The organism is Streptomyces sp. T39, assembly GCF_008042045.1.
GTDB lineage: Bacteria > Actinomycetota > Actinomycetes > Streptomycetales > Streptomycetaceae > Streptomyces.
The window spans coordinates 1,288,338-1,300,688 of record NZ_RDBP01000012.1 but is presented as its reverse complement, the minus strand read 5'-3'; the positions used below and the strand labels follow the sequence as shown (position 1 = coordinate 1,300,688).

Below are 12,351 nucleotides of genomic sequence, written 5' to 3'. Positions count from 1 at the left end.
CGCCGCGAGAGGTCTTCCGTCGTTGCGTCGGCCACCAGTTCTGCCAGGTGGCCCTATGGGGAGCGCCGCGCGGTCACCAGCGGAAGGTCCGCATGCGCATCTGCTGGCGCATCCGGGCGGCCCGGGCCCGGCGCGGCTGCACCCGGTCGCGGAGGGCCTTGGCCTCGTTCAGTTCGCGCAGGAACTGGGCGCGCCGCCTGCGGCGCTCCGTGTCGGTCTCGCTCTCGCGCTCCGGTTCGGCTTCCGGCATCGGCCACACCACCCCATGACAGCTCCGTCCGCCTCCACCTTCCCTCCGCCGTGCCGGTTGATGCCAGCCTGGCCAGCGGGATCTCCCGCGCGGGGCCCGGGCGCCCCGGGACGCCCCGCCCTGTCCGGCGGTGATCGGCGGGGCATCGCCTAGGGTTGGGGCCATGCGGATCCATGTCGTCGACCACCCGCTGGTGGCGCACAAACTCACCACGCTGCGCGACCGGCGCACCGACTCCCCGACCTTCCGGCGTCTCGCCGACGAGCTGGTCACCCTGCTCGCGTACGAGGCCACCCGGGACGTGCGCACCGAGCAGGTGGACATCGAGACCCCGGTGACGGGCACGACCGGCGTCAAGCTGTCCCACCCGCGCCCGCTGGTGGTGCCGATCCTCCGGGCCGGCCTCGGCATGCTGGACGGCATGGTGCGGCTGCTGCCGACCGCCGAGGTGGGCTTCCTGGGCATGATCCGCAACGAGGAGACCCTGGAGGCGTCGACGTACGCGACCCGGATGCCCGAGGACCTCTCGGGGCGCCAGGTGTACGTGCTCGACCCGATGCTCGCCACGGGCGGCACCCTGGTCGCGGCGATCCGCGAGCTGATCAGGCGGGGCGCCGACGACGTCACGGCGGTGGTGCTCCTCGCGGCGCCGGAGGGCGTCGAGATCATGGAGCGCGAGCTCGCCGGGACACCGGTCACCGTGGTGACCGCCTCGGTCGACGAGCGGCTCAACGAGAACGGCTACATCGTCCCGGGTCTCGGCGACGCGGGCGACCGGATGTACGGCACCGCGGACTAGCCGCGGGTTTCAGCACTTCCCGGAGGGCGCGGGTGCGGGCCTGGTCAGGGCGGCCAGGGCCGTGTCCGCGTCCTTCTTCGGTGCCAGGGCCCTGTAGGCGGTGCCGATGATCAGGTCCACGTCGGCCGTGGTGCGGGTGTCCGTCTTGAGCTGGGTGCCGACGAGCTGGGTGCCGAGCACCCGGAAGGTCGCCTTGTCGGCCGCCGAGCCGCCGAGCAGCACCGCGGTGCCGGGGACCTTCTTGTCGTACTCGGCCGTCGCGTTGCCGACCTTGCCGATCGTGAAGCCACGTTTCTTCAGCTCGTCGGCGGCCGCCTTCGCGAGGCCGCTGCGCGGTGTCGCGTTGTAGACGTTCACCGTGATCTGCCGGGGCGCGGGCGGGGCCGGCGCGGCGGACGGGGTCGGCGCGGGCCTGCAGGCCCGGGTCTGCTGCGCGGCGGTGGTCTTCTCGTCGCCGCCGGTGAAGGCGTCGATGAGCTGCATCGTGCCCCAGCCCGCGAGGCCGAGGGCGACCACCGCGGCCAGTGCCGCGAAGACGATCCGGCGGCGGTTCCGGGGGCGGCGCATCCGTGGATAGGCGTTGCCTGTGATGCGGTACTTTCCGCCCATACCGGGGGGAGTGAGCATGCTCATGGGCGCAGCGTAGTGCCGACCGGACGCCATGCCTACTAAACGATCAGTGGACTGCGTCCGTACGGTGGCGAAAAGCCCCGAAAGGATCAGCCGCCGCGGCTGCCGGCACGCGCCCCGGGCATGCCCGGGCGGCGCCCGGCACGGGTTCACCCGTACGGGTTCGGCGTGGAGCCGGCGGAGGGGTCAGCCCAGTTCGAGCACGCGGGCGTGGAGCACCTGACGCTGCTGGAGGGCCGCGCGCACGGCGCGGTGCAGCCCGTCCTCCAGGTAGAGGTCGCCCTGCCACTTCACGACGTGGGCGAAGAGGTCGCCGTAGAACGTCGAGTCCTCGGCGAGCAGCGTCTCGAGGTCCAGCTGGCCCTTGGTGGTCACGAGCTGATCGAGGCGGACCGGGCGCGGCGCGACATCCGCCCACTGCCGGGTGCTTTCCCGGCCGTGGTCGGGATACGGCCGTCCGTTGCCGATGCGCTTGAAGATCACACGGAAAGCCTACCGGCCTTCAGCCTCCGGGCGCAGCCATGGAGGCGGAGTGCCGTCCCGGGGAAAACTCGGCAAACCCGCACGAAGGCGGGAAACCGGGGCCCGCGGAGGACGGCCCGGGAGCCCCCGCGCCCCGCCCGCTGTCCGGGACGGCGTGCCGCGGACGGGGCGGCCGCGCGGACGCCGTTCATGACGGCGCGCGCCGCGGGCGGTGCCCGCGGCGCGCACGTGCCGTGCGGGTGTTACTCGGTCACCTCGTGGTCGTGGCCGTCGTGGAGACCGCCGCCGCTGCCCGCGTCACCGTCCGTGGGCACGGACTCGACCGGCTTGCGCAGCGTGCTGATGTCGTGGGCGTAGGTGCCCACGGCGTTGGCGATGATCCCGATGTTCACCGCGAAGGCGTCCATGTCGATGTTGCTCAGATCGTCGCCCGCGGCGTGGTAGTTCGGGTCGTACGCGACGCCCGCCTGCCCGCCGAACTTCCGGGCCTGCGCCTCGGTCTTGATGCCCTCCGCGCCGGTGAAGGTGCCGCCCGAGGGGATGCCGACCTCGATGAACGGCCCGTAGTCGGAGCGCCCGGTGAAGTCGGTGCCCTCGTGCGGGGTGCCCCGGCGGTCGAGGAACTCGTTGATGTCGCGCTCCAGCTGGGCCGAGCCCTCCGGGCCCGCGCCCGAGCCGACGCCGTCCGAGTCGTCGCCGTCGTAGACGAAGATCCCGTAGTTCGGCGACGCGATCATGTCGAAGTTCAGGTAGAGCTTGATCTCCTTCTTGCCGAGGGAGCTGAGGTTCGCGACGTAGTGCTCGGAGCCGAGCAGGCCGTTCTCCTCGGCCGACCACCAGGCGAAGCGCACCTTGTTGGCGGGGCTCTTCTCCTTCCGGGCCAGTTCCTCGGCGACTTCGAGCAGGCCCGCGGAGCCGGAGCCGTTGTCGTTGATGCCGGGGCCCTCGGTGACGGAGTCGAGGTGGGCGCCGAGCACCACGGTGTTGGCCGCGTTGCCCCGCTTCGTCTCGGCGATCACGTTGTTCGTGGTCCGCTCCTCCTGGAGCTGACGGATCTCGAAGGAGATCTCGACCGGGCCCTTCGCCAGGTCGGCGGCGAGCTTCTCGCCCTCGGCCTGGGTCAGTCCGCCGGTGGGGATCTTCCCCGAGGCCACGTCCCCGAGGGTGCCGGAGAGCACGCCCTCGGTGTTGTTGTAGACGATCGCGCCCGTCGCGCCCGCGGCGGCGGCCGCCGCCTGCTTCTCGGCGAACGAGCAGCCGCCGCGCTTGATCAGCGCGATCTTTCCGCCGAAGGCGCCGGACGCGTAGTCGGCCGCCTCGCAGCCCGTGGTGTCGTCCACCGGCACGGCGGCGAGGGCGGCCCTGATGCCGCCCACCGGCGTGGACCTGGTGTACGTCATCGCCTTGATCTCGATGTCGCGCGGCGCGGGCGCGACGACCGACAGCTTCTCGGCGAGGGTCTGCGTGTAGACGAAGGCGAACTTCTGGTACGAGACGTCGTACCCGTACTTCTTCATCTGCTGGTACACGTACGCGGCGGACGCGTCGTGTCCGAGTGAGCCGGCGGCGCGGTGGCCGCCCGCCGAGTCCGCTATGGCCTGGAACCTCTCGAGGTGCTCGTAGGCGTCGTCGGCGGATGCCCTGGCGACCAGCTTGCCGGCGAGCTTCGCCGCGTCCTTGGCCGCCCGGTCGGCGGGGCCGGCCCGGTGGGCCGCGGACGGGGAGGCAGATGCCAGCAGGAGCGGGGTCGCGAGTGCGGCTGCGGCCAGAGTGGCCACGGCTCTGCGATGGGTTGCGTTCACAGAGGTCCTTCCCGGTGCGAACGTGGGTTGAAGGGAAGTTAGCGATCTCCACTGGTTCTGTGAACACTTGTGCCACAACTGACGGGTATTTCATCCACCCGTCACCCGGATGTGATTCGTCCGCTTGAACCCGGGGGCGGGCCGCAGGTTTTCACGCCCGGCCCCGTCCCGGCGGCTTCTTCGCGGACTTCCCCGGTGCCGCGGCGGCCGCCTTCGCGGCGGCCTTCTTCTCCTGTTTCCAGGCCCGTACCCGGGCCAGCGACTGCGGGCCGGTGATGTCCGCGGCCGAGCGGAAGGAGCCCTCCTCGCCGTACGCCCCGGCCGCCTCCCGCCAGCCCTCGGGCCGCACCCCGTACTGCTTGCCCAGCAGGGCCAGGAAGATCTGCGCCTTCTGCTCGCCGTAGCCCGGCAGGGCCTTCAGCCGCGTCAGCAACTCGGCCCCGCTCGTCACGTCCCGCCAGACGGCGCTCGCGTCGCCGCCGTACTCGTCCACGAGATGACGGCACAGCTCCTGCACCCGCTTGGCCATCGACGCCGGATAGCGGTGGACGGCCGGCTTCTGCCGCAGCAGTTCAGCGAAGGCGTCGGGGTCGTAGGCGGCGATCTCGCCCGCGTCCAGGTCGTCGGCGCCGAGCCGCTGGGCCACGGTGTACGGGCCGGTGAAAGCCCATTCCATGGGGATCTGCTGGTCGAGCAGCATGCCGACGAGGGCGGCGAGCGCGCTGCGGCCGAGCAGTTCGTCGGCCTCGGGCTGCTGGGCGAGGTGAATGGTGGCGTCCATGCCCCGATGATCACCCGGGGCCCGGAGGGCCGCCAGCGTCACGCGCCCGGGGGCGGCGGGGCGGGCGTCGGGACTCCGGCCTCCGGCGGTGCGAGCGGGGTGTCAGCTCTCCAGCCGGGCGGCACGCGCCCGGAGGTAACGCGCCTCCGGTTCGCTGAGGGTGGCCCCGGCGGCGGCCCGGTAGGCGGCGAGGGCGCCCCCGCGGTCGCCGGCGCGCTCCAGCAGGTGCGCCCGCACCGCGTCGAGCCGGTAATGGCCCTTCAGCCGGCCCTCCAGCAGGCCGACTTCCCGCAGACCCGCCGCCGGCCCCTCGACCATGGCGACGGCCACCGCCCGGCCCAGCTCCGCCATCGGCTCGGGGAAGCGCTCCACCAGCACGTCGTAGAGGGCGAGGATCTGCGGCCAGTCCGTGTCCCCGGGGGACGCCGCCTCGTCGTGCAGGGCGGCGATCGCCGCCTGGAGCTGGTAGGCGCCGGCCGGGCCCCGGCGGAGGGCCTCCGCCACCAGCGCGGTGCCCTCGTCGATCGCCGCGCGCGTCCACAGCGTGCGGTCCTGTTCGTCGAGGGGGATCAGTTCCCCGTCCGGGCCGGTGCGGGCCGGGGCGCGCGCCTCGGTGAGGAGCATCAGCGCCAGCAGACCCGTGACCGTGCCGTCGTGGGGGAGGAGCGCGTGCACCGCGCGGGTCAGCCGCAGGGCCTCGTGCGCGAGACCGGCACGGCGCAGATCGGTGCCGGAGGTGGCCGTGTAGCCCTCGTTGAAGATCAGGTAGAGCACCTGGAGCACGACGGCGAGCCGTGTGTCGTGGTCCGCCGGGACGGGCCGGCCGAACGGCACGCCCCGGATCCGCTGCTTGGCGCGGCTGATCCGCTGCGCCATCGTCGCCTCCGGTACCAGGTGCGCGCGGGCGATCTCGGCGGTCGTCAGCCCGCCCACCGCCCGCAGGGTGAGCGCAACCTGGGCGGGCGGCGTCAGATCCGGGTGGCAGCACAGGAAGAGCAGCGTGAGCGTGTCGTCCTCGCTGGGCGCACGGCCCTCGCCGGGCGGCGGAGCGGTGAACGCGTCCCGGGGCGTGAGCTGTGCGGCGTTCTCCTCGCGCCGCCTGCGGGACTCCTCGGCGCGCAGCAGGTCGGTGAGCCGGCGGGAGGCGACCTTGATCAGCCAGCCGCGGGGGTTGTCCGGCTCGCCGGACTCCGGCCACTGCCGGGCCGCCGCCAGCAGGGCCTCCTGCACGGCGTCCTCGGCCAGGTCGAAGTGGCCGTAGCGGCGCACGAGCGCGCCGAGGACCTGCGGCGCGTGACGGCGCAGCAGGTCCTCGATGCCGTGCGGCTCGTACGGCTCCGGCATGTCCGGCCTCCGTCCACCGGGCCCGGCGCCCCGGCGGCGGGTCCTGTCCCGTGGCGTGCCCGGAGCGGTCCCGGGTGCCGGAGGCAGGATGTCAGATCTCGTCCGCGGATCCGGCGATCGGACGGATGACGACCGGGTACTCGGGGGCGCCTTCGGGCTGCGGGCACCGGGCGACCCGGGCCGCGATCTCGGTGACCCGCTCCAGGCTCGCGCAGTCCAGCACCCAGTAGCCCGCGAGGACCTCCTTGGTCTCGCCGTAGGGTCCGTCGGTGACCACCGGGCGGCCCTCGCCGTCCAGCGAGACGTGACGGGTCCGGGCCGGTGAGGTCAGGCCCTGTCCGTCGACCAGCTCGCCGGACTCGGCCAGGTCGTCGTTGATCTTCTGCATGAAGGCGACCATGGCCTGCATGTCCTTCTCGTTCCAGGCGGGCGAGTCCGCGGAGCCCTTGCCGGCCATCGCCTCGTAGTCCGCCTGCGTCCCCTGAACCATCACCAGGTACTTCATGGTCTCGCTCCTTCGCGCTCCTCGTGCCGCCCTCGCCGGGCGACGTTCACAGGGGACGTCGGAGCCGGGCGCGCGTTCTCGACGACGCGCCGGAATCCCTTGGGGGAATGTCCGGCGGGCGCCGTGCGCGCCCGCCGGAACCCCGCTCAGCGCAGGCCGTGCCTGCGGGCGACGATCCTCTCGACGGCCGTCCTCGGCAGCAGCCTGCGCAGCGCGAACACCAGGGGCGCGTTGCTGCCCACGGCGTACAGCGGCTTCGGACGCGGCGCCTCGACCGCCCGCAGGACGGTCCGCGCCACCGCCTCGGCGGAGATGCCCCGGGCCTCGTTGGCGTTGAGCGCCGCCAGCATGGTCCGGTACTCGGCGAGGAAGGGGGAGTCGTCGGCGACGTACTGGGTGCGGCGCTCGCTGATGCCCGTGTTGATCGACCCGGGCTCGACGGTGGTCACGCCCACGCCGTACGGGGAGACCTCCCGGCGCAGGGCGTGGGCGAAACCCTTGATCGCGGCCTTGGAGGCGACGTAGGAGGAGCGGTAGGCGAGGGGGAAGCTGGCCAGCATGGAGCCGACCATGACCACCCGGCCGTGGCGGCGGGCCCGCATCCCGGGCAGCACCAGCTGCGTCAGGCGCACCGGGCCGAGGACGTTGAGGCGGAAGAGGCGTTCCAGCGCCTCCATGGGGAGCTCCTCCAGCGGCCCGTTCTGGCTCTCGCCCGCGTTGTTGACGAGGACGTCCACCTCCCCCGCGGCCGCCGCGCAGGACGCGACGGACGCCATGTCCGTGAGGTCGAGCGCCAGGTACTCCACGCCCGGCACCGGGTCGGTGAGAGCACCGGGGGTGCGGCTGGTGCCGAGGACGCGGTAGCCGCGGCCGGCCAGCGCGGCGGCGACGGCCGCGCCGATGCCGGAGGACGCGCCGGTCACCAGGGCGGTGGGGCGGCCGTCCGTCATCCGAGCCTCCGTGCGATCGCGCGGCCCGCGGCCCGGCCGGAGAAGATGCAGCCGCCGAGGAAGGTGCCCTCCAGCGCGTTGTAGCCGTGCACGCCGCCACCGCCGAAGCCGGCCACCTCGCCCGCCGCGTAGAGGCCGTCGAAGGGCTCTCCGTCGGGGCGCACGACCTGCGAGTTCAGCGTCGTCTCCAGACCGCCGAGGGTCTTGCGGGTCAGCAGGTGCAGACGCACCGCGATCAGCGGCCCGTGCGCAGGGTCGAGGAGGCGGTGCGGCTTGGCGACCCGGGTGAGCTTGTCGGGCCAGTAGGCGCGCGCGTTGGCGACGGACATCAGCTGGAAGTCCTTGGAGTACGGGTTGTCCACCTCGCGGTCGCGGGCCGTGATCTCCCGTTCGACCTGCGCGAGGTCCAGCTTCGGCCCGGGGGCGATGGCGTTCATGCCCTCGACGAGCTCGGCCAGGGTGCGGCGGACGACGAAGTCCTCGCCCTTGTCGAGGAACGCCTGCACCGGCCCCGGCGCGCCCTTCCTGGCACGGGAGAGGACGAGCTTCAGGTCCTTGCCGGTGATGTCGGGGTTCTGCTCGGATCCGGAGAGCGCGAACTCCTTCTCCACGATGTCCCGGGTGAGGACGAACCACGAGTAGTCGTGCCCGGTCGACACGATGTGCTTCAGCGTGGCGAGGGTGTCGTGCCCGGGGAAGAGCGGCACCGGCAGCCTGCGGCCCGTCGCGTCCAGCCACAGCGACGACGGCCCGGGGATGATGCGGATCGCGTGGTCGGGCCAGATGGGGTCCCAGTTCCTGATGCCCTCGGTGTAGTGCCACATCCGGTCGCGGTTGACGATCGAGCCGCCCGCCTCCTCCGTGATCTCCAGCATCCGGCCGTCGACGTAGGCGGGGACTCCGGTGATCATCGAGCGCGGGGCGGCGCCGAGGCGGCCCGCCGGCCAGTTCTTCCGTACGAGATCCTGGTTGCCGCCGATGCCGCCCGAGGTCACGACCACGGCCTGCGCACGCAGTGCGAAGTCGCCGGCCGGCTCCCGGCCGGAGGCGACGCCGCGCGCCTCGGCGGCGGGCGCCAGCACCGTCCCGCGCACGCCGACCGCCGCGCCGTTCTCGACGATCAGCCCGTCCACCCGGTGCCGGTGGCGGAAGGTGACCAGTCCGCGGGCGGCCGCCGCGAGCACCGGTTCGCGGAAGACCCGGACCACCTCCGGCCCGGTGCCCCAGGTGAGGTGGAAGCGGGGCACCGAGTTCCCGTGCCCGGCGGCCGCGCCCGCGCCGCGTTCCGCCCAGCCGACGGTCGGCATGACCCGCAGCCCGAGCCCGTGGAGGTAGTCCCGCTTCTCGCCGGCGGCGAAGGCGACGTACGCCTCGGCCCACTTGCGCGGCCAGTGGTCCTCGCGCTCCCGGTCGAATCCCGCGGAGCCGAGCCAGTCGGCGAGCGCGAGCTCGGCGGAGTCCTTGATGCCCATCCGGCGCTGCTCGGGGCTGTCGACGAGGAACAGGCCGCCCAGCGACCAGAACGCCTGGCCGCCGAGGTTCGCCTCGTTCTCCTGGTCGACGACGACCACCCGCCGTCCGGCGCGGGTCAGTTCGTACGTCGCGACCAGCCCGGCCAGTCCCGCGCCCACGACGATGACGTCGGCGTCCTCGCTCACGGTGCCTCCTCGGTGATGGGCGTGCTGTACGCCCGAAGAACGTGCAGGAACAGCTCCTCGCGCCGCCGGCGCGGTCCGGCGCTGCCCGGTTCGAGCAGCACCTGCACCGCGGTCCCGTCGTGCACGGCGACCAGCGCGTGTCCGAGGGCGGTCACGTCCGGCACCCGGCGTCCGGTGCGGGCGAGCGCGTCGACGACGACCGGCAGGACGGTGTCGAGGACCGCCTGCTCACGGGCGGCCATGACCCTGCGCAACGGCCGGTTGCGCAGGGCGTGGGCGGTGAACTCCGCGGTCACCCGGTACCAGGCGTCGTCGACGGGGATGGCGGCGAGCGCGGCCCGTATCGCCTCGTCCGGGGCGGCGGAGGTCACGTCGGCCAGGGCGTCGCGCACATCGGCGAGCATGCGCCGCGAGCGCTCCTCCCACATGACGAGGAAGAGCTCGTCGAGGGAGGAGAAGTTGGAGTAGAAGGCGCCCCGGGTGTAGCCGGCCCGCTCGCAGATCTGCTCCACGGTGGAGCGTCCGAAGCCCTCCTCGGCGAAGACCTGGAGCGCGGCGTCGAGGACCCGGCGTCTGGTCTCGGCCCGGCGGGCGGTGACCCTCGGTCCGGTGGTGCGCGGCGTGCTGGTGCCCATGAGCGGTCCGCCCTTCCTCGATACGCGAACGTATCGGATGCGTTCGTGTATCGACAAGGGCCGTGCACGGGGCCGGCCGGTACGTCCCCGCACGGCCGGGGGCCGGCCCGCCCGCGACCGGACACGGCGGCGGCCCCCGGGAGGGATCCCCGGGGGCCGCCGCCGGCCGCTGAGCCGAACGCGGGTGTCAGTTGGCGTCCACCAGGCCGACCGGGGCCACGGTCACCGTGCGGGCGCCCTTCGTGCCGCCGAGCACGACCTTGCGCAGGGCGCTGTTGTTGCCGAGGTCCGTCTCCTTGAGGCGCTGCTCGGGGTTGGCCAGCACCTGGATCCAGTAGGTGCCGTTCGGCAGGTCGGTGATGTCGAAGGACTGGCCGGGCAGGTCCTGGGTGTAGGTGTCACCGGAGCCGACGTCCAGCACCTCGCGGACGGAGATCGAGTTCTCCTGGCCGCAGGCGGTGGACAGGTCGGTGTTCTCCGGGTGCCAGTTGGCGTTCTTCACGGTGTAGTCCACGGCGTCCGTGTTGGCCAGGCAGAACGCCTCCTTGCCGCTGCGCACGGCCTCCTTCTTGTCGGCCTTCAGCAGGCGGTAGCTGGCGAAGTCCGTGAAGTGCCAGTGCTCGTGGCCGGGACGCGGGTCCCACTCCATGGTGCCGGTCGGGGTGTAGCCGACCTGCTTGCCGTCCGCGTCGTAGAAGTACTGGTAGGCGTCCATCAGTTCCTTGCCCGGCGAGCGGAAGCCGTCGACGACCAGTTGCGCGGGTCCCGCGTTCCAGACGTTGGCGCTGAACGCCAGGTAGTCCTTGCCCGGGACGTCGTCGCCCCCGTCGCTGATGGTGATGCCGTAGGCGGGCAGCGAACGCAGGTCGGGCTTGGGCACGTCCGGCACGTTCGCCGGGCCGGTGGGGCGCTTGGCGTTCGGCGCGAGCGCGGGAGCCCGCCGTGAGCCGTCCGTCCGCCCGGCTCCGTCCCCGGCCTGCGCGGCCCGCAGACCGGCCTTCTTCAGCGCCCACGGCAGGGCGGGCGGGGCCGGGGCGTAGGGGCCGTGTCCCACGTTGTACGTGGGGGTGGCCCCGGTCGTCGCGGCGGACGGGGCCTCGGGACGGACCGCGGCACCGTGCCCGGCGTGGCCCGCCGGGTGGCCGCTCGCATGGGCGCCGTGACCGGCATGGCCGGCGGCGCGGTGGGCGGACGTCCCGGCCGCACCCGCACCCGAACCCTCCTCCCAGCTCCGCTCCCGGACGGTCACCTTGATCGACTGGGGCTTGTCCGCGATGCCGAACAGCTCCCGGTACTTCTTGGTGACCGAGACCTTGGCCGTGTAGGTGCCCGCCGCCAGCGGGACCGGCTCGGAGTAGTAGCCGGCGTAGGTGTTGGAGGCCCAGCCGTTCTCCACGCCCCACACCGAGCCGAGCGTGAACGGGTTCACCGGGCAGCTCTGCGGGTACGTGGAGGTGCTCGGCGCGTCCGGACGCACCCGGCCGGACGCGTTGTTCGGGCAGAAGCCCTCCGTCTTGGAGAGGACCTTCCTGCCCTGCGCGTCGGTGAGCGTGATCTCGGCGAAGTCCGGGAGGCCGGAGAAGTCGTCCACCAGGCCCTTGGGCAGGGTCCGCGTACGGGTCTTCTTCCCGTCGTGGAGGACCTGCGTGGCGACCACCGGGTCGTCGTAGCTCTTGCGGGTCACCCGGACCTCGAACGGACCGTTCTCGGCGGTCACGTAGGTGCCGAGGTCGAGGTAGACGCCCGGGTCCTCCTTCCAGGAGTCCAGCGTCACCGACGTGGTGGCGGCGATCAGGCTGAGCTTCGGCAGGGACCTGACGTTGTGGGCCTCCGGCGACGCGGCGACGACGCCTGCGATGACGGCGGTCGCGGCGGCGGCGGCGATCGCCGCGCGCCCGAGACGAGCCTGGTGGGATCTGGTCATGAATCCTCGTTCTCCCAGTGCCTGACGGGACGGTGGGGAACAGCGGGCCCGGTGGCCGGAGCCGCTGTCTGTCTCCGCCTGTGAGAGGTGAGCGACGCCGCCCAGGTTGTCCGCGGACGCCGGGAGAGCCAACGTTGGCCGAAACCCGGCCCGCCCGCCGCCGGTTCCGGCCGCCTTGCCCCGATCGCGGCCCGTGCGGAGGGAGGGTGCGCTAAGGACGCGCTTCTGTGTGCGTGCGGGCCGTCGAACGGGGCGTCAGGCGAGGACGACGATGAGGACGACGAGCAGGGCCAGCACGGCGACCAGCCCCCCGACCACCGTGCCCGGCGTGACCGTCCGGGCCGGGGGCGGCGGTGCGGGGCCGCCGGCGGACGGCACGGCGCCGTCCCCCGGGCGGGGCCCGCCGGACGCCACGGGTCCGGCGGGCCCCGCAGGGGTGACGGGGGCGTGCCGTCCGCCGGCGGCCCCGCACCGCCGCCCCCGGCCCGGACGGTCACGCCGGGCACGGTGGTCGGGGGGCTGGTCGCCGTGCTGGCCCTGCTCGTCGTCCTCATCGTCGTCCTCGCCTGACGCCCCGTTCGACGGCCCGC

The 12,351-nt window shown here is 73.3% G+C and carries 14 protein-coding genes; 2 read left to right on the top strand and 12 right to left on the bottom strand.

From position 1 onward, the window contains the following. Positions 1-73: 73 nt before the first annotated feature. Positions 74-262, bottom strand: a complete 189-nt coding sequence (locus tag EAO77_RS38470; RefSeq protein WP_355651923.1) for a hypothetical protein — start codon at positions 260-262, stop codon at positions 74-76. A gap of 151 nt (positions 263-413) precedes the next feature. Here EAO77_RS38470 and upp point away from each other — a divergent pair, with 151 nt between their 5' ends. Continuing rightward, entirely contained in the window at positions 414-1,049 is a 636-nt protein-coding gene (gene upp / locus EAO77_RS06765; RefSeq protein ID WP_147987152.1) for a uracil phosphoribosyltransferase, read from the top strand. A 9-nt stretch (positions 1,050-1,058) separates the two neighbouring features. Here the strand turns inward: upp and EAO77_RS06760 are convergent, their stop codons facing one another. From EAO77_RS06760 to EAO77_RS39800, 11 genes are all read right to left on the bottom strand, one after another. Next, positions 1,059-1,682 (bottom strand): LytR C-terminal domain-containing protein, encoded by a 624-nt coding sequence (locus tag EAO77_RS06760; RefSeq protein ID WP_261993824.1) that lies wholly within the window; start codon positions 1,680-1,682, stop codon positions 1,059-1,061. Between the two features lie 183 nt (positions 1,683-1,865). After that, on the bottom strand, positions 1,866-2,162 hold the full coding sequence (locus tag EAO77_RS06755; RefSeq protein ID WP_003955420.1) for a type II toxin-antitoxin system VapB family antitoxin: 297 nt from the start codon (positions 2,160-2,162) through the stop codon (positions 1,866-1,868). Between the two features lie 242 nt (positions 2,163-2,404). Further along, positions 2,405-3,940: a M28 family metallopeptidase gene (locus tag EAO77_RS06750; RefSeq protein ID WP_147988995.1), complete on the bottom strand. Its 1,536-nt coding sequence runs from the start codon at positions 3,938-3,940 to the stop codon at positions 2,405-2,407. Positions 3,941-4,115: 175 nt separating this feature from the next. Beyond that, entirely contained in the window at positions 4,116-4,745 is a 630-nt protein-coding gene (locus EAO77_RS06745) for an HhH-GPD-type base excision DNA repair protein (RefSeq protein WP_147987151.1), read from the bottom strand. A 102-nt stretch (positions 4,746-4,847) separates the two neighbouring features. Then, complete coding sequence (locus EAO77_RS06740) at positions 4,848-6,089, bottom strand: RNA polymerase sigma factor (RefSeq protein ID WP_147987150.1); 1,242 nt, start codon at positions 6,087-6,089, stop codon at positions 4,848-4,850. Between the two features lie 91 nt (positions 6,090-6,180). Beyond that, positions 6,181-6,594 carry a YciI family protein gene (locus EAO77_RS06735; protein ID WP_147987149.1) on the bottom strand — a complete coding sequence of 138 codons (414 nt, stop codon included), beginning with the start codon at positions 6,592-6,594 and terminating at the stop codon, positions 6,181-6,183. Positions 6,595-6,740: 146 nt separating this feature from the next. Then, positions 6,741-7,544, bottom strand: coding sequence for an SDR family NAD(P)-dependent oxidoreductase (locus EAO77_RS06730; protein WP_147987148.1), 804 nt, complete (start codon positions 7,542-7,544; stop codon positions 6,741-6,743). Next, positions 7,541-9,202 (bottom strand): FAD-binding dehydrogenase, encoded by a 1,662-nt coding sequence (locus EAO77_RS06725; protein ID WP_147987147.1) that lies wholly within the window; start codon positions 9,200-9,202, stop codon positions 7,541-7,543. The genes EAO77_RS06730 and EAO77_RS06725 overlap by 4 nt, the downstream gene beginning before the upstream one ends. Then, positions 9,199-9,837 (bottom strand): TetR/AcrR family transcriptional regulator, encoded by a 639-nt coding sequence (locus EAO77_RS06720; RefSeq protein ID WP_147987146.1) that lies wholly within the window; start codon positions 9,835-9,837, stop codon positions 9,199-9,201. Before EAO77_RS06720 ends, EAO77_RS06725 begins: the two co-directional genes overlap by 4 nt. 187 nt (positions 9,838-10,024) lie before the next feature. Beyond that, positions 10,025-11,761 (bottom strand): lysyl oxidase family protein, encoded by a 1,737-nt coding sequence (locus tag EAO77_RS06715; RefSeq protein WP_147987145.1) that lies wholly within the window; start codon positions 11,759-11,761, stop codon positions 10,025-10,027. Positions 11,762-12,016: 255 nt separating this feature from the next. Next, positions 12,017-12,139: a hypothetical protein gene (locus EAO77_RS39800; RefSeq protein WP_261993823.1), complete on the bottom strand. Its 123-nt coding sequence runs from the start codon at positions 12,137-12,139 to the stop codon at positions 12,017-12,019. Positions 12,140-12,208: 69 nt separating this feature from the next. On the opposite strand from EAO77_RS39800, the gene EAO77_RS39795 reads away from it, so the two are divergent. Then, positions 12,209-12,331, top strand: a complete 123-nt coding sequence (locus tag EAO77_RS39795) for a hypothetical protein (protein WP_261993823.1) — start codon at positions 12,209-12,211, stop codon at positions 12,329-12,331. The last annotated feature ends 20 nt before the right edge of the window (positions 12,332-12,351 follow it).

What these genes read in the sequence shown, in the direction of transcription:
- EAO77_RS06760 (WP_261993824.1), bottom strand. Translation starts at nt 1,682, where the DNA reads ATGAGCATGCTCACTCCCCCCGGTATGGGCGGAAAGTACCGCATCACA.
- EAO77_RS06730 (WP_147987148.1), bottom strand. Translation starts at nt 7,544, where the DNA reads ATGACGGACGGCCGCCCCACCGCCCTGGTGACCGGCGCGTCCTCCGGC.
- EAO77_RS06715 (WP_147987145.1), bottom strand. Translation starts at nt 11,761, where the DNA reads ATGACCAGATCCCACCAGGCTCGTCTCGGGCGCGCGGCGATCGCCGCC.
- upp (WP_147987152.1), top strand. Translation starts at nt 414, where the DNA reads ATGCGGATCCATGTCGTCGACCACCCGCTGGTGGCGCACAAACTCACC.
- EAO77_RS06720 (WP_147987146.1), bottom strand. Translation starts at nt 9,837, where the DNA reads ATGGGCACCAGCACGCCGCGCACCACCGGACCGAGGGTCACCGCCCGC.
- EAO77_RS06745 (WP_147987151.1), bottom strand. Translation starts at nt 4,745, where the DNA reads ATGGACGCCACCATTCACCTCGCCCAGCAGCCCGAGGCCGACGAACTG.
- EAO77_RS06735 (WP_147987149.1), bottom strand. Translation starts at nt 6,594, where the DNA reads ATGAAGTACCTGGTGATGGTTCAGGGGACGCAGGCGGACTACGAGGCG.
- EAO77_RS06740 (WP_147987150.1), bottom strand. Translation starts at nt 6,089, where the DNA reads ATGCCGGAGCCGTACGAGCCGCACGGCATCGAGGACCTGCTGCGCCGT.